This is a genomic window from Desulfosoma profundi, assembly GCF_055387865.1.
Genome location: NZ_AP042420.1, coordinates 3356802 through 3377571 on the forward strand (window position 1 = coordinate 3356802; position 20770 = coordinate 3377571).

Here is a 20770-nt window from a genome sequence, read left to right on the forward strand (position 1 = left end):
AAGCTACACCACGTCCGTGGTCTGCTCTTGGGGCTCTTTTTCCATAAGGGATACAGCCGCCCGAAGTCCCAAAAGATAACTCTGGATGCCAAAACCGGAGATCCGACCATTGACCACAGAGGCCAAGACAGAACGGCGCCGGAAAGGATCCCGTGCGTCGATATGGGACATATGCACTTCCACCACGGGAACCCGGAGCATTTCCAGGGCGTCTCGCAAAGCGTAGCTGTAATGTGTCCAGGCTCCGGCGTTGATGACCACGGCGTGCGTGCCGTCATCCAGTGCAGCGTGGATGCGTTCCACCATGGTCCCTTCGTGGTTGGTCTGAAATGTTTCCACCTCCACGCCTAAGATCTTCCCCAACTGGACCAATGCGTTGTCAATCTCGGCGAGGGTCCATGTTCCGTAATGGTGCGGATCCCGACGTCCGAACATATTGAGATTGACACCATGAAGGACCAAAACTTTTTTCATACGGCCATCCTCCAGTTAGTCCTAAACCCCTTCGTCTGCCGTCGTTAGCCCTTATGTAGCTTACCGGCACGTGATGAAGCTAACGGTTTTTCGCGGTGACGAAGGCGTCGGCATTCTTGTCCTGGCGGGCAAAACGTCGTAAGAGTCCGCAGAAAGGAGGATGCCTTGTGTCAATGCCACGTCGGATCGCCTTGATCGGTTATCGAGCCTCGGGGAAAAGCTCGCTTGGGCCACGGCTCGCTTGCGCTTTGGAATGGAACTTTGTGGATATGGATGAGGTGCTCTCCGAAAGCATGGGGCTTTCCATCGCCGCGTGGGTGGAGCGATACGGTTGGGAGGCTTTTAGGCGTGAGGAGACTCGACTGCTTGTCGATCTTTCGCGGCGGCGAAATATCGTGGCAGCCACAGGTGGCGGGGTTGTGGAAAAAGAGGTAAACCGCACAATACTCCGGCAGAACTTTTTCACCGTATGGCTCCGTTGCGGCGTGCAAACCCTTTGTCGACGCCTCGCCTCGGATGAAAACACCCCCGGACAGAGACCCTCTCTTACAGGCCGGAGCGTTGTTGAGGAAACGAGCGAGGTGCTCCATCGAAGACGTCCGTGGTATGAAGCGACGGCCCATCTCGTTGTGGATACAGACCGCGGCTCGCCGGAAGAGCTTGTGGACATCATTGTGCGGCATCTGGAAAGTTTAGAGTCGTTTTGACAGAAACGCTTCCGGATGATAGACAAGCATGGTTTGAGCTTGTGGTGTGTAAAGATTGGACCGACGCTTCCTGAAAGGACCGTTTGCATGACCGACACGCCCGCATCTTCCTCTTCAAAGCCTGTGACCCTGCCCGCAAATCCTTGGCAGCCCGTGTATGACGTTTTCCAAGGGGTCAGTCGAGAAACCGTCTGTGCCCGCTATGGCCTTCGGGAACAAGACCTGGACAAACTCATCGATGATTACAAGATATCTCGGCGCCAAATGGCGCTTGTTGACGACCTCATCGTGCGCAAGACGGGCCGGAATGATCCGTGCCCGTGTGGCTCCGGAAAAAAATACAAGAAATGTTGCATGGCGCACCACGAGGAGGCGCGAAAAGCTTTGCCCAAAGATGAACTCCAAAAACTCGAGGAGCGCATCCAGCTTAGGGAAAAACTCCAGGAGGACGTCGATAAAGGATTTCATGCCCTTATGGAAGAATCCTACGGCAAAGCCCGCAAACTTGCCGAGCACCTGCTGGAGAAATTCCCGGAAGATGACCGGTTGCACGATATCATCGTGTCTGCCTGTCTGGGACAGGGAGACTACGACGCGGCTTTCTACCGAGCACGGACCCGCTACCAGGTGGCGGTCGAGGAAAAGGATTTTTTCCAGGAAAACGGGTACCATAAAAGGGAAGGGGTGGAACGCACCCAACTGGTGCACATCTATTCCCCGAGCACGTGGTTGGAAAAGTTCTGGATTGCTCAGCGTGCCCGCACCTATGCCAAAGAGTTTCCGCCGGACGGCGATGCCCGAAAGGCCCAGCGAGCGGCTAAACTCAAAACCGCCAACGACCTCAAGCGGTTTCCGCAAAAGGGGACAGAAGGCATAGAAACACGCCGACGAGCCCTATGGACGGTTCTCGAGGAAATCCGCAAAGACGGACCGGCGTCGGTACCGTATCTTCTGCCGCTATGCTACAATTTTTCCTGGGCGAGCTTATTCGTCCCCGAACTGCTCCACGCCGTCGGGCATCCCGAATCCCCTCGGCTTTTGGCCGAGCTGTCCATGTTCCGCTTTCCTTATTTTTCGCAAATGTGCCTGAAATACTTGGAGGGAATGGGGGAGACCGCGGTCCCGGTGATCGAAAAAACCCTTTTTGAAAACAATGCTTTTGATGAGCTGAAGACCGGCCTTCTCATGGTCCTGGGCGCCGTCCCCACCGAGCAGAGTTTCAAGATCCTTGCCCGCATGACCGAACATGAAAATCCTTACGTGGTCAACTGGACGGCCCAGGCTCTTGGACGTCAGAAGAATCCTGAAGCGTTGCCGTACTTGGAAAGGGCTAAGAATCGGCTCGGGGCTCTGAGCAAAATCCAAGGAGCGATTCAAGACATCGTTCGGAATGTGTCAATGAAAATGAGACACCTCCGGTAAAATGTTAGACTCTTACAGCGTCGCTTGAAGGCTTGTTGATCCAGGCGGCAGTCGGCAATGCTGGAGGCCTGGGTATCTTGCCTTTGAAACGGCTAGGATTGGCCTCGAATGCTTGCTTGAGAACCTGTTGACGATGCTCCACGATCTGAGGCGCCAACCCGTAATGGAACTGCTCCGGTGTGACCAGCCCGAGACCCGAGTGGCGATGTTCTCGATTGTACCAATTGAAAAAATTCCGGCAAAAGGAGCGGGCATCCTCGGTGGAACCGAAACGTCCTGGAAATTGCGGACAGTACTTGAGGGTCTTGAACTGGGCTTCCGAATAGGGATTGTCATTGCTCACATGAGGCCGGCTATGGGTTTTGGTGACCCCCAAGTCCGATAGCAATTGGCCAACACACTTCGAGGTCATGGAGGATCCCCGATCCGCATGAACTGTAAGTTGGCCGTGAACAATACCCTGCTTTTTGCAGGTCTCCTCAATGAGCCTCTTTGCCAGGGCCGCACTTTCCCGGTGGGCAACCATCCATCCCACCACGTAGCGGCTAAAGATGTCCATGATCACGTAAAGGTAAAAATAGGTCCACTTGACGGGGCCCAATAACTTTGTAATGTCCCACGACCAAACCTCGTTGGCGCGGGTGGCGAGCAACTCGGGCTTTTCGTAAGCGGGGCGCTGCACCTGCCGGCGACGCTCCTTGACGCTTCCATGTTCGTCTTTCAGAATGCGATACATCGTGCGCACCGAGCAATGATACGTCCCCTCATCAAGCAGGCACGCAAAGATCTGGCGAGGGGCAGCATCCTGAAATCTCTCGCAGTGGAGTAGGTCTATCACCGTTTGCCTCTCCTGATCCGAAAGAGCCAACGGCGGAGCCGGACGATTTACCTGGGCTCTGGTGGGTTTCAGTCTACGATAGAAGGTTGCTCGGGCAATGCCCAAAGCATCACAAGCCTGGACGGTTCCCACCTCGGTTCGCAATTGGACCGCCGCTTTCATAAGTTGCTCTCGTCGCTTTCGTGATTGGGTTGGGGAATCCCCATGAGGTCTGAGATTTTTTTTTGAACCTCAATGATCGTCTGCGCCTTTTTGATCTGGTCTCTGAGGCGCTGATTTTCCCGCTCCAATTGGGCTACACGTTTTGCAAGATGGTGGTCCGGGTTCGCTTTTCGCCCCCGTTTTCGGGGAGACAATGCTTTGAGCTGCCCCTCATCTCGTTGTCTGCGCCACGTGGTCAAATTCGATGAATAAAGGCCTTCCCGGCGGAGAAGGGCGCCGATCTGCCCAGGCAATGTGCAGGCATCGGCTTCCTCGAGGATGCGCAACTTATAAGCAGCCGTGAATTTGCGGCGACGTTTTTTTTCCATGACCTCCGGATCCGGTGCGTTGAGATTGGTCGCCATGAGGGCAACTCCAGACGCCCTACTGGCCCCTTCCGTTACCCCCATTCCTACCCCCGTTTGCCGATTCTGAACTGATGTCATCTGATCCTGTCTCCTACCCGCCCAACTCAAATTTAACAAGGGGTAGGTGACTCACCTTCATTGGCACAGAGGGTTGAGGAAATGGGCCGGAGACCCGCCTGAAGAGGGTCCACCGGGGGTGCCGGGAGGCGGACGGTCGGGGCGCTGAGTTGATTCCGGCGCTTGTGAAGGCACCAGGATGGAGCATCCGACCACCCAAGAGGTGGACTCGTCCATGTGGGCGGCAGAGCCCGGTCGATCCGGACGGGAGACCGTTTTCCTTGGCGGGATGCAGGTTCCGGAGCACTTTCGCTCCAAGGGCCGGTATTAATGCTCTTTTTTCCCCACCACTCGGCGGATCAAGTCCGCCATGTCCTTAATGGCGTAAGGCTTGGGCAGAGCTCCCTTGAAGCCGTAAAGGCGGTAATTATCGAGGATGGGATCCGCAGAATACCCGGTGTAGATCACCGCTTTGACATGGGGGTCGATGCTCAAGAGCTGCGCCATGGTGGGGATGCCCCCCATGCCGCCTTTCACGGTGAGGTCCAGGATAACCATGTCGAAGGGGTCACTTTTCTCCATGGCTTCCTTGTATTTGGCGACGGCTTCTTTCCCGTGGCGCGCCGTCTCACACTCGTAACCAAGATGTTCCATCACGGCTTCGGCCAGCTGCCGGAGCATGGGTTCGTCATCCATGACCAAAATCTTGGCCCGCAGAGGGCCGTTGATTTCCGATCGTCCCCCCTTAAGCGGTTGAGCCTTGGGGACTGCGGGAAGATAGAAGGTGACCGTTGTGCCCGTCTGCTCCTGGCTTGTGATGCCGATGTGGCCGCCATGGCTTTGGACGATGCCCCAAGCCACCGAAAGGCCCATCCCCATGCCCTTTTGAGTCCCTCTGGTCTTGGTGGAAAAATACGGATCGAAGACGCGGTCGATGATGTCTGCCGGGATTCCCGGACCTTCATCCTGGACATCAAAGCGCACATACGGTCCGGGTTTGAGATGACGGCTCATGCCGTCCTCAGGGGCGACCTCCACGTTTCGCAAAAGGACGCGGATCGTGCCCCCAGCCGGCGTGGCGGCCCGGGCGTTCTCCAGAACGTTCGCCAAAACGGTGCGCAAAAGCTGTGGATCCCCTTTGACGCTCCACAGCCCGTTTTGAAAACTGACCTCACCGTTCACCGACCTCCCGGATAACGTCGCCCGACAAACTTCCTCAGCCAAAGAACCAGCGTGGACCACCGTCTCCTCTTGAACCGCGTTCCGGGCAAAGCACAGGAATTTGAAAACCAATTCCCGTGCTTCCACTGCGGCCTGGGTGGCGCTCCGGATCAACGGCATCAGGGCGTCTTCAGGACGACATCGGCTTTGCGCGAGATCGAGGTTCCCTAGAATGATGGACAGGATATTGTTCCAATCGTGGGCGATGCCCCCGGCCATGGTCGAGATGGCCTCGAGTTTGGTGCGGGTGACGATATCGGCCTCCAGCTCCTTTCGCGCGGTGACATCCCGAAAAACCCACCCCATCAGTCCCTGGTGCTCTTCGGGCAAAGGACAGACCGACACTTCCACCCACGTGAAGGACCCATCCGCCCGCTTCAGGCGGTATTCCGCGTAGCGGGGAGATCGCTCCTGGCCTTGTTTGGAGGCTTCGCCCAAAGCCCGGGCGACGTCCTGTCCACGCAAGAACACGCCCACATCGGCATTGAGAATCTCTTCATGTTCATAGCCGAGAAGACGGCAGGCGGCGGGATTGGCGAAGGCGATCCGGCCGTTTGCATCCACAAAGAGGACAGCGTCTGGGGTTTCGTGAAAGAAAGCGGCCAGAACATGGGGCGGTGGATCGGGCACATTTTCCTTCATAAACCATAACCCTCTATGACGAAGGCATGTAAACTCATTTTGCTCTGTCCCTTATAGGTTAAGATGTGCGGAAAATCAACTGGTTTTCCCGGTTTTCCCGGTGGTCGTGCCTCGACAACCCAGGGTCGGCTGAGCTTCCCAGACCCATGGGTGCCATCGCCGCCGGCACCGCTCAGTCTTGACGACGATGACCGCAGGCGCTAAGGTGCGGACGGAAAGGGATCCGAGGTGAACCGCGGATCCTTGGGCAGAAGCCCGGTGGAAAAGTCCGAGAGAGGCAGCTCGCTTCTCATGGCTTAAAGGAACGGTCATGAAGGCCGACGTCTGAGGGAGACGCTCGGCCTTTTCTTTTCGTGGGGTTCGAGGCGTGGGGGCAAGACGACCCGGGGCGATGCAGCCTTTGGTCCCCCAGGTTGGAAAGTCGGCCGTATGGCCAACACCGCCTGCAGCCGGAAGGAATCGATACTCCTTGTGGGTCATGGAATGTTCCAAGATGATACGGAGAGCGTTTCCGGTCCGCTTGAGGGCCCGGGTCGACTCGGAGCCCCGGGGCGATAGGGCCGACGAAAGGACTGACCGCGGGGAATGAAGGCGGCTCGAGGTCAAAAGCGGATCGTCAACCGGCAGGTCGTATGTCCCACGGGAAAGAAAGATTTCCCTTTTCGACAAGACTGGCGGGAAAAGGTCATGAATCACCGTGGAAGGGAGGATAGGTGATGGGTCGGAAGAGATTCAGCCGAGTGAGGTGGGCATCGGTCTGGATGACGATTGCTTTTATCGTAGGTGCGCTATGGGCATTCGAGGCAGCGTGGGCTCACAAGGTGAATGTGTTCGCCTATGCAGAAGGCGGAACGGTTTTTGTGGAGAGCTATTTTCCGGACGGTTCTCCGGTCGTGAAGGGCGGCGTGCGGGTGACGGATGCCCAAGGAAAACAGGTTTTCGAAGGGAGCACAGACGAGCAGGGCCGAGCCCAGTTCAAAGCCCCACAGGAGAAGACGGACCTCACCATCGAAGTCACTGCATCCATGGGGCACCGGGCCGTTTTCACCCTGAAAAAAAGCGACATGTGAAGGGTTTGGCATGAAAGCTCGTTTCTTGATCTTCCTTTTTCTTTGGATATGGTTCGCAGGGGCGGGACTTTCGGCCCCCCCCTTGGCGGGGGCTTCCTCCGGAACCCAGGAAATCTCCACTTCAGGAAGTGCCAACCCACCGGAGGGTTTGCAGGATTGCGTTGGGATTCTCGAGGTGATGCGCACTCAGCAGCAGGAGATGGCCCAAGAACTGCGATCCATTAAAAGAGAATTGGCGGCTTTGAAAGCCACACAGGATCAGCCGGAGTTCAAAGACGTCATCGGAGGCATCGGTTATATCCTCGGTCTTTTCGGGATCGCTTTTTACGTGCATGCACGTCGTGATCGCCGACGACAGGGATCGTAGTTCAGAAAGGGGAAACCTTCGATCATGCACCTTTCCGACGGCGTCCTTCCTACGGCGGTGGCCGTAGCTTCGTTTGTGGCGGCGGGGTCATGTGTGGCGGTCAGCATCAAAAAAACCGATGGCGATGATCTGCCCAAAATCGCCGTGATGACATCCGCCTTTTTCGTCGCTTCGTTGATCCACGTCCCCTTGGGACCGACCAGTGTCCATCTTCTCCTTCCAGGGTTGGTGGGGATTCTCACGGGATGGAGCGCGTTTGTCTCGATCTTCATGGGGCTGGTGCTTCAGTCCTTTCTTTTTCAGTTCGGAGGATTGACGGCCCTTGGGGCCAATGCGCTCATGATGGGCCTGCCCGCATGGCTCGCCGCCGGGCTTTTTCGCGGCTTATCGGGGCGCTCCGCTATCGGCTCGGCGGCTGCGGCGGCGGCAGCCTCGGCGCTGGCCGTGACGGCCGCAGCCTTGATTCTCTCAGGTCTTTTGGCGACAGGAGGCGAAGATTTCTTTGGTGTGGCCAAGATCGCCGTGGCCGCCCACGTGCCGGTGGTGATCCTCGAGGCCGTGATTTCGGCTTTTGTCGTGACTTTTCTCCAAAGGGTGAAACCTGAACTGGTCAAAGGACCCATGGGTCGGAGGTCCATTTGAATCCCGTGATGGTCATTCCACGAGGATGGGTCGGCGCGGGGATCGGTTTCCTCGCCGTCATCCTTGCGATTGTCTTTTTCGCTCTTCGTTGGGTTCAGAAGAAAAAGTCCTCCCGATTGCTGCCTCAGGATGCGGAAGAAGATATCTCTATTCCCGAACTGGACGCCTCGGGGACGCACCCCAGCCTGTTTCACCTCTGGGATGCGCGCTGCAAGATCCTCTGCCTCTTTTTCTTCTCCTTCGTTGTTGTGTCCCTTAGACATTGGCCTGCTTTGCTCCTCAGCCTGGGCATCGCCTTGAGCTCCGTCGCGATTGCCCGCACCCCGAGACGATCGGCATTGAAGCGCCTCGCGGCCATGAGCGGCTTCCTCCTGATGCTGCTCGTTATCCTGCCGTTGACCGTACCGTTCCATGAATGTGATCGTCGCGTGGTCATCGAGGGTTTTTCTGCCGTGGCTGTAAATCCTCGAGGTTTGGAGCTGGCGGCCCGCATATGCACCAAAGCCGTGACCGTTGCGCTGATCATGGAACCCATGCTGAGAACGGCTCCTTTTTCGGTGACCATGGCAGCCGTCCAAAAACTGGGTGTTCCCCTTGTTCTTTGCCAGATGCTGCTCCTCATGTATCGGTATGTGTTCGTTTTCAGGCACGAGATGCACCGGATGTGGATAGGCATGACGGTCCGAGGCTTTCGGGGTCGAAGCGGCTGGGATACCCTGGGTTACCTGGGCTGCTTTGTGGGGATGCTTTTTGTGCGCAGCATGGAACGGACGCAGCGGGTTTATGAAGCGATGCTGTGTCGAGGTTACACAGGAGTGTTTCCTTCCACGGTCAAGTTTTCTCTTTCTCCCCGGGATTGGTCCTACGTTGCGGTCTGGGTCCTCTTTTCATCCACCATGGTTGCTATAGACCGGTGGAGCGGGCCGCTGGGGCGGCTTTTCGCTTTTTGAAGCGGCCTCCAGCGTGGTGCCGCTCCTCTTCGCGAGGGTGCTCATGCATTGGCAAGCGGTGAGGGTTCCCCAGGTATCCACGACGGAACCGAGCCTTTTTCATCTTGAGGAGATTTTCTATAGCTATCCCGGGGGCAAGGACGCCATCCAAGGTGTTTCCTTCACACTGTCATACGGGGAAAAGATCGCTCTTGTCGGCCAGAACGGTTCTGGGAAAACCACCTTAGCCAAAATTCTCTGTGGTTTGATCAGCCCCACGGGAGGGCGGCTTTATTTCAAAAGGCAGGCGGTGGGCAAAGAGGAACTGAGGCGGCTTCGGCGGGAGGTGGGGATTCTTTTTCAAGATCCCGATGATCACCTGTTTTGCACTCGCCTGGTGGACGATGTCACTTTCGGACCCCTGAACTATGGCGTGTCCGAGGCTCAGGCATTGACCCTTGCCGCCGAAATGTTGGATCTTATGGGGCTGAGCATGCATGCGGTAAAGGCTCCGCACCATTTGAGCTATGGACAACGAAAACGGGCGGCGCTGGCCTCGATTCTTGCGTGTGGACCTTCGGTGCTGATCCTCGATGAACCCACGGCGAATCTGGACGCCGCAAGCACAGAAAAACTCCTGGAGGCTTTATCCCGTTTTTCGGGGACGCTCATCTGCATCAGCCACGACCTGATTTTTCTCCACGGACTCTGCCGCAGAGCTCTGGTGTTACACAGCGGTTTCTTGCATCACGACATGGATTTTGCCGACCTCATAGCGCATCGTCCATCTCTGAGGGAACACGGGCTGGATTTCACCTTCCGCTTCCAATGCTGCCGAGGGACGCGTGAACCGAATCCCCGTCCAGGCCGCAGTGACAATCCTCCAGCGGTGCAGGAAGGCGTCTCCGTCACGGCCGGTGAACCGCTCCGTGTCGACGAAAACCGAAGAAAGGCCTCTTGGAGCCCAACTCATGCGTCCGAAGGACAAGATCGGCCAATCGACACAAGGCGGGCACCGCTCCTGGAACTGGAGAATTATTCCTATCGTTATCCCGATGGAACATGGGGCCTTCGAGGAGTTTCCCTTTGTATCCGCCAGGGGGAACGGATTGCCGTGCTAGGGGAAAACGGAGCCGGAAAATCCACGTTGGCCTCGGTGCTCGTAGGGGTCAAGAGCGGGTTCGGCATTTACCGCTTTGGGGGTCGGCCCGTTCAAGGACGCGTGCGGAAAGACTTATGGCGGTCCGTAGGGATTGTGTTTCAGGATTCCATGGACCAGATGGTCTCCTCGAGCGCCTTCGATGAGGTGGCCTTCGGCCTGAAGCATCTAGGTTTTCGGGAGCCGGAGCTGAGCCGTCGGGTTCGAAAGGCTTTAGAGCAGGTGGGCCTTGTCGGTATGGAGGACCGAGTACCTCATCATCTCAGCGCCGGCGAACGGAAAAGGCTTTCGCTCGCCGCGGTCCTCGCCATGGAACCGCAAGTGCTCATTCTGGACGAACCCACGGCCAACTTGGACCCTGAAAACGAAGAGCGGCTCATGAGGCTCTTGGACGAGCTGAATACAACACTCGTCCTGATCAGCCACGACCTTTGCTTCGTCTCGGCCCTCACAGACCGGACCGTGTTGCTTCATCACGGCTGTTTAGTTCAGGATCTCCCCACCTCACAATTCCTGGTGGACGACAGCCTCCACTCGCGTTATGGATTAGATGTGACCTACCATAACCGTTGTTGCCGCCAAATCCTCTCCATGCACGAATCCTAAGGGGAGTGGTAACGCAGAGAGGACGTGCACATGCAAGATAAAGCTCAAGGAATGCTTTGGGCGGCGTTCGCTGCTGATGCATTGGCTCTGGGGGCCCATTGGATCTACGATCCCGAAGCGATCAAAGAACGTTTCGGGCGTGTGGACCACTACCTGTCACCGGGACCAGGCTCTTATCATCCGGGGAAAGAGGCAGGAGATCTCACCCATTACGGAGATCAGATGCTTGTCCTTCTGGAGTCGGTAGCTGAGAGTGAAGGGCGTTTTGTCCTTTCTCATTTTGCGTCAAAATGGCTTGATCTTTTCCGAGATTACAAAGGGTATAAGGACAAGGCGAGCACCGGAACCCTGGAGCGCTTTGCCGAGGGACACGGTCCCGAGACCTCGGGGTCTTCATCGACCGACCTTGCCGGAGCAGGCCGGATGGCTCCGATAGTCTATGCGTATCGGGATGACCTCGAAGGGTGCGTGGCTGCGGCCCAGGCCCAGACGGCCATGACCCACAATCATCCTTTTGTCCTTGAGGCTGCGGCGTATTTTGCCCGTGTGACCTTGAAGGTTCTCTGGGGGAGCCCTCCTGTGGATGCGTTGCAAGATGCGCTCCGCGAAGGGGCTTTCGGTGATCCCATTGCGTCCTGGGTGCAACAAGGCCTGGAAAGCGCATCCATGGACACGGATGCCGCCATAGTCGACTTCGGGCAGAGTTGCGCCGTGGACGGAGCGTTTCCTTCCGTGGTGCATCTGATCGCCCGGTACGATGAGGATCTGCGCGAAGGACTCATTCAAAATGTCATGGCGGGTGGGGACTCGGCCGGACGTGGGCTCCTGGCGGGTATGGTCCTTGGGGCCCACTTGGGGATTTCAGCGATCCCCAGGGCGTGGCTGGACGGCCTCCGATGCAGAGACAAGATTCGAAAGTGGGCCGAGCGGATAGATCAAGCCGGGAAGAAGAGATGACGGCCCATAGCACAGCGGAAAAGGACGGGAACGATCCATGACGCGCGAAGGGGATGTGGTCCTCGTTTACATTGAAGGAAAACCGGCGTTTTTCGCTCGGATTGAGAAAATATCCCCCGATCCCAAACCGGAATGGTGGCAGGTGAAGATGCTCGTCTTTCAGGTGCCGCTCATCACGGTGACGTGGATCTTGCGCGAGGCGTATATCAACGGGGAAGAGTTCACCATGGGTGGGCATCCCATGCGGATGATCAAGGTGGAAGCTCCACCGGAGGATGCCCCTCCGTCTTCGGAGGAAGCGCCTGGACAACGCGAGCCGACGGAAGCCCGAAAAGACGGCGACGACGAATCCGGCTCCAAAGTGATTTCGCTTCTTGACCGGAAGCCTAAGAAGAAAGGATAGAAGAGGCCCATTTCCGTGGGAACCGAGCGTCGACGGACGGCACCCTCCCGGGGGATGACCACCGACCGTTTGTGCACGCCGGGCGGACGGGACGCGCATCTCCGCGGGCGGACAAGGCCGGAGGATCTCCGTGCCGCGCGACCTGGCCTGACGTCCTCATGAAGTCCCATGGGTGAGGACGGCCGGGCTGCGCCTGCCTCGGGGCCCGGTATGATGGGGCCACACACCTTGAGCGTTGGGCTCGGCGCTGTTCGGTTTCTCTCGAGGCCTCATTGAAAAGGCGAGGTATAAGGCATCCGATGAGGGTTACGATTCCTCACGGTGCCGATTTTTCGCCGTCCACCAATCTTCATGGCCGTCGAACCACCAGGCTGCGGAGTCTGTTTCCACAATGACTTTGGCGGCTTCCCGGCCCACAGGGGTTTGCAGCCGTTCCATGGCGTATCGAATCCATTCCGCCGCGTAGGCGTTACCGAGATCCTTCTGCTGTTTGAGCTCCAACAGCAGGTCCAGCTGATCCGCGTCATGGGCCAATCGGGCGGCCTCCGATGTGCCTTCCCGGTATTCTTCGATGAAGGACCGAAGCTCGTCTCCGAAGGGAAGGGGACGGGTGAGATCCTGGACGGCCTTGGACTCATGGACGGTGACATACTGTTTGTTGACATAGTTCATGTCACCCGTCCGGGCTTCCGCCACATCATGAAAAAGGCACAGACACACGACACGATGCGGGTCGGGATGCGCGGTGAGACGGGCCAAGGCAAACCCGATGACCGCCACACGAAAGGAGTGGTCGGCCACGGATTCTTTTCCGGAGCCGAGGAACTGAAATCCGGATCGTTCGGTTCGTTTGAGCATTCCCATTTCGAAAAAGAAGTGGGCGACGGCACTGAGTGCTTCTTTCTGCGCAGGCACCGTGTCAGCAGGTTTCACAGGAGCGGTCGTCTCGTCTTTTGAATTCATGAACATGCTTTCAATGCCTTAGTGGAGCGCCCCGTGACGGAGGGCGTTCTTGATTTCTTCCAATGTGGCCCAACGGACCTTTTCCACGCGAATTTGGAATCGGAAGGACCGTCCCGAGAGGGGGTGGCTGAAATCCGCCCAAACCAGGGCTCCGTCCTGTTTCACAACCCGGAACGGCCGGAGGCGGCGGGCATCGTCCATGATGTGCCGGATGGACCCTTGCGGGTGCGGCCCCTGTTCGGCGATATTTTCCACCGGCAGCGGCACCAGGCCTTCCGAACTTGGATCCGCGATGAATTCGCCGGGGGACAGCAGCACCTCCACGCTATCGCCTTCTTCCAACCCCAGGATGGCCTGTTCCAAGGACGGCGGAAGCACACGATGACCCACCAAGCATTCCATGCGAAAGGGGCCCTTTGGGAAGGGAAAAGGGCCGGTGTCCGACGGCTCTAAAGTGTATGAGAGCGTGACCGAACAGTGGGGTTGAACCTTCATGGGCGCCTCCTCGGGATGGCCGCAGAATTCTGCTCCACGAATCCGGGACCTTTCGCAGCGCGGCACGGCCTGTAGCTTTCCAAAATCCTACACCGGGAAAGGTTTGTCAATTGCGCGGACGTTGACACTGCCCACCAATTTATCTAAAGTGACCCTTCACCTGCAGGGAAAGTTAAAGGAGCAAAAGGAGTTATCCACCATCAAACCCTCTGCGAGGGCACGAAAGGGACCCGAGTCCCAGGGAAGCGCCCTCGAGGTCTTTTGAGGAAGCCCATGAAACTCACAGGAGCCCAGATTTTTTTTGAGTGTCTCAAAAAGGAAGGTGTCGAGATCATTTTCGGCTTTCCTGGGGGGGCGGTGTTGGACATCTATCATGAGATGTCGAACCATCCCATTCGGCACATTCTGGTGCGCCACGAACAGGGTGCAGCCCACATGGCCGACGGGTACGCCCGAGCTACCGGCAAAGTCGGTGTCTGCCTTGTGACGTCGGGACCTGGAGCCACCAATACGGTCACGGGCATTGCGACGGCTTACATGGATTCGGTGCCCATGGTTGTCTTTACGGGTCAGGTGCCCACGCCGCTTATCGGCAACGATGCCTTCCAGGAAGTGGACATTGTGGGGATCACAAGGCCTTGCACCAAGCACAACTATCTGGTGAAGGACGTCAACGATTTGGCCAGGGTTATCCGAGAAGCGTTTTACCTTGCCCGCACGGGGCGTCCTGGACCCGTGTTGGTGGATTTGCCCAAGGACGTGATTCAGGCTTCCACCGAATTTCGGTATCCGAAAACGGTGCATCTCCGGGGCTACCGGCCGACCGTCGATCCTCATCAGGGTCAGATACTGCGGGCCTATGAGCTGCTGAAGACCGCTAAACGGCCCGTGTTTTACGCCGGAGGAGGCGTTATCAGTTCCAGTGCCCACAAGGAATTGCAACGTTTGGCGGAAACGCTTCAAGCCCCGGTCACCACGACACTTATGGGCCTTGGGGGATTCCCGGCCGTTGTCAAGAACGACAAAGGGGAAAGGGTTCTGCACCCTCTGTGGTTGGGCATGCTGGGCATGCACGGGACATTCCGGGCCAATATGGCCGTGCAAAACTGTGATGTCCTTTTCGCCGTCGGGGCGCGATTCGACGACCGCGTGACGGGGAAGATCGCCGGGTTCGCCCCAAAAGCCAAAATCATCCACATTGATGTTGACCCGACGAGCATCAGCAAGAACGTCCTGGTGCACATTCCCATCGTGGGGGACTGTAAGAAGGCTCTCCAGCGTTTGAACGAACTGGCAGAGAAGGAACCGATCCAAAATCTTGAGGAACTTCGGTTCCCGTGGCTCGACCAAATCCGCCAATGGCGCGAGACGTATCCTCTGGCCTACAAGCAGGAAGGCGATACCATTAAGCCTCAGTTCGTGGTGGAAAAGATTTTTGAACTGGCCTCGGAAAATGCCATCATCACCACGGAAGTGGGCCAGAATCAGATGTGGACCGCTCAGTATTTCCATTTCACCAAACCTCGAACCTTGCTCACCTCCGGTGGCTTAGGGACCATGGGTTACGGGCTGCCGGCGGCCATCGGCGCTCAAGTGGCCTTTCCGGATCGATTGGTGATCGACGTGGCGGGAGATGGAAGCATTCAGATGAACATCCAGGAACTGATGACGGCCGTCTGCCACGAGCTGCCGGTGAAGGTGGCCATCTTGAACAATCGCTTCCTTGGCATGGTGCGCCAATGGCAGGAATTGTTCTACAGCAAGAACTACTGCGCCACGTGCTTGGATGCGTCACCCGATTTTGTGAAATTGGCCGAAGCCTATGGCGCTCTAGGACTTCGGGCGACCAAACCAGAAGAGGTGGAACCGGTCTTGCGGGAGGCCTTTTCGACTCGGAGGCCGGTGTTGATTGACTTTTGGGTGAATCCGGAAGAGGGTGTGTATCCCATGGTGCCGGCGGGCAAAGAAATTTCGGAGATGCTACTCGTATGAGCATGACACGACATAACGGCTTGAAGCATACCATCGGCGTGCTGGTGGAAAACCAGCCAGGAGTGTTGTCCCGTGTGGCGGGGCTTTTCAGCGGCCGAGGGTTCAACATCGAATCCCTGACTGTGGCCGAAACCAATGAGCCGGGCCTTTCGCGCATCACCCTGGTGACCAAAGGGGACCAACACATTTTGGAACAAATCGTCAAGCAGCTCAATAAGCTCATCAACGTGATCAAGGTCTATGATTTCCGGGACACCGAGTTTGTCGAGCGGGAGATGGCCTTGATCAAGGTGCGGGCCGAACAGCATACCCGTGCCGAAGTCCTTCGGATCGTGGACATCTTCCGGGCGAAGGTGGTGGATGTCAGCCCCCACTTTTACACCATCGAAGTCACCGGGGATGACGGGAAAATTCAAGCCATCTTGGAGCTCTTGGGCCAGATCGGCATTGTGGAAGTGGCACGGACGGGCAAAGCGGCGCTTGCGCGGGCCAAGAAAAACTGATTTTCTTCGCAAGGAGGGGATTCCATGCGGATTTTCTACGAAGCGGACGCCGATGCAAGATTTCTGCAGGGGAAAACGGTGGCCGTCATCGGCTACGGCAGCCAGGGGCACGCTCAGGCACAAAACCTTCGGGACAGCGGCATTCAGGTCATCGTCGGCCAACGGCCGGGCTCGCCCAACTACGAGAAAGCCGTGGAAGACGGCTTCCACCCCGTGAGTGCTCGCGAGGCGGCGGAAGAGGCCGATGTCATACAGATGCTCGTCCCTGACCACACTCAGGCCGGTCTTTACAGAAACGACGTGGCCCCGTTTATGACCCGGGGCAAGACGCTTCTTTTCTCCCATGGTTTCAATATCCACTTCGGACAGATCGTGCCGCCCAAGGATGTGGACGTCGTCATGGTAGCCCCGAAGGGCCCGGGACATCTCGTGCGGAGCGAGTACGTCCGAGGCGCCGGTGTGCCTGGCCTGGTGGCCGTGCATCAAGACGCCAGCGGCCAGGCGCTCCAGACAGCCTTGGCTTACGCTCGAGGCATCGGCGCAACACGGGCCGGAGTCATCGAAACCACCTTTCAGGAAGAGACGGAGACAGATCTATTTGGGGAACAGACCGTGCTCTGCGGCGGGGTTTCGGAGCTGATCAAGGCGGGTTTCGAGACCTTGGTGGAAGCGGGGTACCAGCCGGAGATCGCTTTCTTTGAGTGCATGCACGAACTGAAGCTCATCGTCGATCTCATCTACCAGGGAGGCCTGTCGTATATGCGCTATTCCATCAGCGACACGGCCGAATACGGAGACTACACCCGCGGCCAGCGCATCATTACCGAAGAGACTCGCCGGGAAATGAAAAAGATTTTGCAGGAGATCCAAACCGGCGCCTTTGCCCGGGAATGGATCCTGGAAAACCAGGCGGGGACGCCGATGTTTCGCGCCATCCGCCAGAGGGAGCGCGCCCATCTGGTGGAACAGGTCGGCAAAAGGCTGCGGGCGATGATGCCTTTCCTCGATGCCAAAGAGCCGGCTTAGGCTTTTGGACAGAAAGTTACAGGCTTTGAGGAACTGGGAACGCGTGGTGTGACGTGGGGTTCGGCCTCAGGGCACCCGGGAATGCCCGCGCGCTGATCGAAATTGAAACCTTGAGATGCTCTCGGCCGGAATGTGATGCAAGCTTCATCTCCACACACTGATTTTCGCCGTCTTCGAAACCATGTGCCGTTCATTCCGGAAGGTCTTCCGTATGTTGTCACCGGGATGTTTCTCACACTTACGGCGGCGGTGCTCCACTGGGTGGTTCCGACGATTGTGCTTGCGACGATCACGGTGCTCATGGTGCATTTCTTTCGGGACCCCCTGCGGTGGTCCAACGCCGGTTCAGGCGACGTGATCTCTCCAGCCGACGGACGGATCATCCTTGTGGAACAAACCACGGAGCCTCGCTTTACGAAGCAACCTTGTTGGAAGATCAGCATTTTTATGAATGTGTTTGATGTCCACGTGAACCGCGCCCCCGTATCGGGTCGGGTCGCCGAGATGGCCTACCAGAAGGGGAAATTCATGGCGGCGGATAAGGCCAAGGCGGGCGTGGAAAATGAGCAAAACTGGATCCGCATCGAGACGGAGTCCGGGGGATCTGTGGTCGTCACGCAAGTGGCGGGCCTTATCGCCCGCCGTATCGTATGTTGGCCCCGGGTTGGTGACCACCTGCAGCAAGGGGAACGCTTGGGCATGATCCGCTTTGGATCCCGCGTGGACGTTTACCTACCTCCAACAGGCGAAGTGTTGGTCCGCAAGGGCCAAAAAGTCTTTGCCGGGGAGACGATACTATGTCGAATCCGGTAAACCGTTTCTATGCGAGGCGTCGAAAAAAGAGGAAATGGACAGAAGACGGTCAAGCGGGTCCGGTCACTTACGTCATTCCCAATCTATTTACCACGGCCAATCTGTTCGCCGGCTTTTATGGCATCGTCAGCAGCATCAACGGCAATTACGACAACGCGGCCATCGCGATTTTGGTGTCGTGCGTCTTCGATATCCTGGACGGGAAAATCGCCCGGTTGACAGGCGCGACGAGCCGGTTTGGGGTGGAATACGATTCCTTGGCCGATCTGGTTGCCTTTGGGGTCGGCCCGGGGCTTTTGATCTACCTCTGGGCGCTCAAACCCTTCGGACGTCTCGGTTGGCTCGCCGCCTTTCTCTTTGTGGCTTGCGGCGCTTTGCGCCTTGCCCGGTTCAACGTGCAGGCGGGCACGGGAAGTAAGAAGTATTTTACAGGGCTGCCCATCCCGGGGGCGGCGTGTATGGTCGCCACCACCGTGCTGTTTCTTTTGAAGATCAAAGGCCCGGATTTCAGCCCGGCCAACGTTGCGTTTCTGCTGGAGACCTATCTTCTGGGATTTTTGATGGTGAGCAGCATCCCCTTCGACAGTTTCAAGGAACTGGAAGTCGTCAAGGGCCGACCTTTGCCCGTGCTTTTTGTCCTGGTGCTCTTGGTGACTGTTGTGGCGTCTCAACCCAGTGTCATGCTTTTTATTGTCTTTACCCTTTATGTTTTGTCCGGACCGACGCGCTATGTATACCACAAACTCCGACGGACCAAGACGCCGGAGATTGGAACGAAATCGCCGGAAGTCCCCCGGGAAAACGGATCCTCAGCGTGCTGAACTCTCAGTGGAAGGAACGCCCCCATGCCCATGACTCTTGCGGAAAAGATTCTTGCCGCCCATACAGACCGCTCGGAAGTCCGGGCCGGTGAGCTGTTGGAAGTGCGTGTGGATTTCTGTTTCGGCAATGATATCACTGCACCGATTGCCATCAAAGCCTTTCGCGAGTCCGGTGCGCGCAAGGTGTTTGATCCGCAAAGAATCGCCTTGATCCCCGACCATTTTACGCCCAACAAAGACATCGCCTCGGCCATGCAGGTCAAGATGCTTCGCGATTTCGCCCGGGAATTCGGGATCGCCCATTATTTCGAAGTGGGCCGCATGGGGGTGGAACATGCGTTGCTCCCGGAATTGGGACTGGTGCTTCCGGGGGATGTGATTATCGGAGCCGACAGCCACACCTGCACTTACGGGGCCTTGGGGGCTTTTGCCACCGGAGTGGGGAGTACGGACCTTGCCGCGGCGATGATTACGGGCACCACGTGGTTCCGAGTGCCCTCTAGTCTAAAATTCGTCTATCACGGGAAGGTCAGGCCCTGGGTGGGAGGCAAGGACCTCATTCTCTATACCATCGGACAAATCGGGGTCGACGGCGCTCGATATATGGCCATGGAATTCACCGGTCCGGTCATCGATCGCCTGTCCATGAGCCACCGGATGACCATGTCCAACATGGCCATCGAAGCGGGCGCAAAAGTGGGACTCATTGCCCCGGATGAAATCACCAGGGAATACGTCGAGGGCCGGGCCCAAAGACCTTACCGGTTTTTCAGCGCTGACCCAGACGCCCGCTACGAAAGGGTCTACGACTGGGATGTGTCCAGTATGGAGCCGATGGTGGCCCTGCCCCACCTTCCGGAAAACGTCAAACCGGTGACCGAACTCCCGACGATCCTTATCGATCAGGTGGTCATCGGCAGTTGCACCAACGGACGCCTCGAAGACCTCCGCGAAGCCGCCGCAGTGCTCAAGGGCCGAAAAGTCCATTCGTCCGTGCGCTGTCTCATCATCCCCGCCACTCAACGCATATATCGGGAAGCTTTGGATGAGGGGCTGATCCAGATTTTCTTGGAGGCGGAGGCGGCGGTGAGCACGCCCACATGCGGGCCATGCCTCGGTGGACACATGGGGATTTTGGCTGCGGGAGAAAGGGCCGTCGCGACAACGAACAGAAACTTTGTGGGGCGGATGGGCCATCCGGACAGCGAAGTCTATTTGAGCTCTCCGGCCGTAGCCGCTGCGTCGGCCGTTCTGGGCCGCATCGCTCATCCGGAAGAAGTGCGCTGAAGAGCGCCTCGGGCTGGTCGCTGAAGACGGCAGGCGATGGTTTCCTTGGAGTGAAACCAGGGGCACACAGAAGGGTGCTACGGCCGTTCATCATCTCCTGCCCATAAGGAGCCGGCCGTGTGGCCCCGGGCGTACCGGCGGGGTCCTATGGCGGAGACCATTTTCGGTACAGCTGTTCCAAAACGCCGGTGCATCGCTCCATCTCCGGCGGCCGAGACCGTTCGTGCGGCGGAATATCTGAAACCTCACTGGAAGCGGGACAGACTATGGTTTGCACAAATGCATGCAGCAGCACCGCAACAAAGCTGACCGGGCGTGTCTGGATCTTTGGCGATGACGTGGATACGGACGCCATTATCCCTGCCCGCTATCTCAACACCTCCGATCCTCAGGAATTGGCCCGGCATTGCATGGAAGATGCCGACCCCGACTTTCCGGGTAAGGTCCGGCCCGGAGACATCCTTCTTGCAGGGAAGAACTTCGGCTGCGGGTCTTCGCGGGAGCATGCGCCTATTGCTATAAAAGCCGCAGGCGTCTCTTGCGTCATCGCCGTGAATTTCGCACGAATTTTCTACCGCAATGCTTTCAACATGGGCCTGCCCATCTTGGAATGCCCGGACGCGGTTCGGGAGGCCCAACAGGGGGACACTTTTGCGGTCTGTCTGGAAACAGGGGAAATCCGCAATGAAACCCAAGGAAAAACCTACCGGGCAGAGCCCGTTCCGCCCTTCATGATCGAATTGTTGCGCTCCGGGGGCCTCATGGCCTACGTGAAAAAACGTCATCTGCTGGAATCGAGGAGCTGAA

Annotated in this window: 21 protein-coding genes; 16 read left to right on the forward strand and 5 right to left on the reverse strand. The window is 57.5% G+C overall.

Annotation, left to right across the window (positions count from 1 at the left end):
* Nucleotides 1-3: 3 nt before the first annotated feature.
* Nucleotides 4-474 carry a type II 3-dehydroquinate dehydratase gene (aroQ, locus tag ACZ5K9_RS14525; RefSeq protein ID WP_464272045.1) on the reverse strand — a complete coding sequence of 157 codons (471 nt, stop codon included), beginning with the start codon at nt 472-474 and terminating at the stop codon, nt 4-6.
* A gap of 173 nt (nt 475-647) precedes the next feature.
* On the opposite strand from aroQ, the gene ACZ5K9_RS14530 reads away from it, so the two are divergent.
* Together ACZ5K9_RS14530 and ACZ5K9_RS14535 are read left to right on the forward strand one after the other, a co-directional pair.
* The gene (locus ACZ5K9_RS14530) at nt 648-1181 is read left to right on the forward strand and encodes a shikimate kinase (RefSeq protein ID WP_464272046.1); all 534 of its coding nucleotides are present in this window, start codon (nt 648-650) and stop codon (nt 1179-1181) included.
* Between the two features lie 87 nt (nt 1182-1268).
* Complete coding sequence (locus tag ACZ5K9_RS14535; protein ID WP_464272047.1) at nt 1269-2603, forward strand: SEC-C metal-binding domain-containing protein; 1335 nt, start codon at nt 1269-1271, stop codon at nt 2601-2603.
* 4 nt (nt 2604-2607) lie between these two features.
* On the opposite strand, the gene ACZ5K9_RS14540 is transcribed toward ACZ5K9_RS14535, so the two are convergent.
* Nucleotides 2608-4007, reverse strand: a protein-coding gene (locus tag ACZ5K9_RS14540; RefSeq protein ID WP_464271224.1) for an IS3 family transposase whose coding sequence is annotated in 2 segments (ribosomal slippage) — nt 2608-3656 and nt 3656-4007 — 1401 coding nt in all. Because the reading frame shifts where the segments join, the coding sequence is not laid out codon by codon here.
* A 387-nt stretch (nt 4008-4394) separates the two neighbouring features.
* On the reverse strand, nt 4395-5930 hold the full coding sequence (locus ACZ5K9_RS14545; RefSeq protein ID WP_464272048.1) for a hybrid sensor histidine kinase/response regulator: 1536 nt from the start codon (nt 5928-5930) through the stop codon (nt 4395-4397).
* Between the two features lie 716 nt (nt 5931-6646).
* On the opposite strand from ACZ5K9_RS14545, the gene ACZ5K9_RS14550 reads away from it, so the two are divergent.
* The 7 genes from ACZ5K9_RS14550 to ACZ5K9_RS14580 are packed head-to-tail and all read left to right on the forward strand — an operon-like array spanning nt 6647 to nt 12063.
* Nucleotides 6647-7000 (forward strand): carboxypeptidase regulatory-like domain-containing protein, encoded by a 354-nt coding sequence (locus ACZ5K9_RS14550; RefSeq protein ID WP_464272049.1) that lies wholly within the window; start codon nt 6647-6649, stop codon nt 6998-7000.
* Between the two features lie 10 nt (nt 7001-7010).
* Entirely contained in the window at nt 7011-7367 is a 357-nt protein-coding gene (locus ACZ5K9_RS14555; RefSeq protein WP_464272050.1) for a hypothetical protein, read from the forward strand.
* 24 nt (nt 7368-7391) lie between these two features.
* Nucleotides 7392-8009 carry a cobalt transporter CbiM gene (gene cbiM, locus ACZ5K9_RS14560; RefSeq protein WP_464272051.1) on the forward strand — a complete coding sequence of 206 codons (618 nt, stop codon included), beginning with the start codon at nt 7392-7394 and terminating at the stop codon, nt 8007-8009.
* 8 nt (nt 8010-8017) lie between these two features.
* Nucleotides 8018-8959, forward strand: a complete 942-nt coding sequence (gene cbiQ / locus ACZ5K9_RS14565; protein ID WP_464273982.1) for a cobalt ECF transporter T component CbiQ — start codon at nt 8018-8020, stop codon at nt 8957-8959.
* Between the two features lie 43 nt (nt 8960-9002).
* Nucleotides 9003-10703, forward strand: a complete 1701-nt coding sequence (locus tag ACZ5K9_RS14570) for an ABC transporter ATP-binding protein (RefSeq protein ID WP_464272052.1) — start codon at nt 9003-9005, stop codon at nt 10701-10703.
* A 30-nt stretch (nt 10704-10733) separates the two neighbouring features.
* Nucleotides 10734-11660 (forward strand): ADP-ribosylglycohydrolase family protein, encoded by a 927-nt coding sequence (locus ACZ5K9_RS14575; protein ID WP_464272053.1) that lies wholly within the window; start codon nt 10734-10736, stop codon nt 11658-11660.
* A 37-nt stretch (nt 11661-11697) separates the two neighbouring features.
* Nucleotides 11698-12063: a hypothetical protein gene (locus ACZ5K9_RS14580; protein WP_464272054.1), complete on the forward strand. Its 366-nt coding sequence runs from the start codon at nt 11698-11700 to the stop codon at nt 12061-12063.
* 306 nt (nt 12064-12369) lie between these two features.
* Here the strand turns inward: ACZ5K9_RS14580 and ACZ5K9_RS14585 are convergent, their stop codons facing one another.
* Nucleotides 12370-13032 (reverse strand): HD domain-containing protein, encoded by a 663-nt coding sequence (locus tag ACZ5K9_RS14585; protein WP_464272055.1) that lies wholly within the window; start codon nt 13030-13032, stop codon nt 12370-12372.
* 12 nt (nt 13033-13044) lie between these two features.
* Nucleotides 13045-13521: an FKBP-type peptidyl-prolyl cis-trans isomerase gene (locus ACZ5K9_RS14590; protein WP_464272056.1), complete on the reverse strand. Its 477-nt coding sequence runs from the start codon at nt 13519-13521 to the stop codon at nt 13045-13047.
* Nucleotides 13522-13794: 273 nt separating this feature from the next.
* Here ACZ5K9_RS14590 and ilvB point away from each other — a divergent pair, with 273 nt between their 5' ends.
* The 7 genes from ilvB (at nt 13795) to ACZ5K9_RS14625 (ending at nt 20769) form a co-directional block, all read left to right on the forward strand.
* Entirely contained in the window at nt 13795-15513 is a 1719-nt protein-coding gene (gene ilvB / locus ACZ5K9_RS14595; protein WP_464272057.1) for a biosynthetic-type acetolactate synthase large subunit, read from the forward strand.
* Nucleotides 15510-16016: an acetolactate synthase small subunit gene (gene ilvN, locus ACZ5K9_RS14600; RefSeq protein ID WP_464272058.1), complete on the forward strand. Its 507-nt coding sequence runs from the start codon at nt 15510-15512 to the stop codon at nt 16014-16016. The genes ilvB and ilvN overlap by 4 nt, the downstream gene beginning before the upstream one ends.
* Nucleotides 16017-16040: 24 nt before the next feature.
* Nucleotides 16041-17042 carry a ketol-acid reductoisomerase gene (gene ilvC, locus ACZ5K9_RS14605; protein ID WP_464272059.1) on the forward strand — a complete coding sequence of 334 codons (1002 nt, stop codon included), beginning with the start codon at nt 16041-16043 and terminating at the stop codon, nt 17040-17042.
* Between the two features lie 135 nt (nt 17043-17177).
* Nucleotides 17178-17855, forward strand: a complete 678-nt coding sequence (locus ACZ5K9_RS14610) for a phosphatidylserine decarboxylase family protein (RefSeq protein WP_464272060.1) — start codon at nt 17178-17180, stop codon at nt 17853-17855.
* Entirely contained in the window at nt 17840-18676 is an 837-nt protein-coding gene (pssA, locus tag ACZ5K9_RS14615; RefSeq protein ID WP_464272061.1) for a CDP-diacylglycerol--serine O-phosphatidyltransferase, read from the forward strand. The genes ACZ5K9_RS14610 and pssA overlap by 16 nt, the downstream gene beginning before the upstream one ends.
* A 24-nt stretch (nt 18677-18700) precedes the next feature.
* Nucleotides 18701-19963 (forward strand): 3-isopropylmalate dehydratase large subunit, encoded by a 1263-nt coding sequence (gene leuC, locus ACZ5K9_RS14620; protein WP_464272062.1) that lies wholly within the window; start codon nt 18701-18703, stop codon nt 19961-19963.
* Nucleotides 19964-20229: 266 nt separating this feature from the next.
* On the forward strand, nt 20230-20769 hold the full coding sequence (locus ACZ5K9_RS14625; protein WP_464272063.1) for a 3-isopropylmalate dehydratase small subunit: 540 nt from the start codon (nt 20230-20232) through the stop codon (nt 20767-20769).
* The last annotated feature ends 1 nt before the right edge of the window (nt 20770 follow it).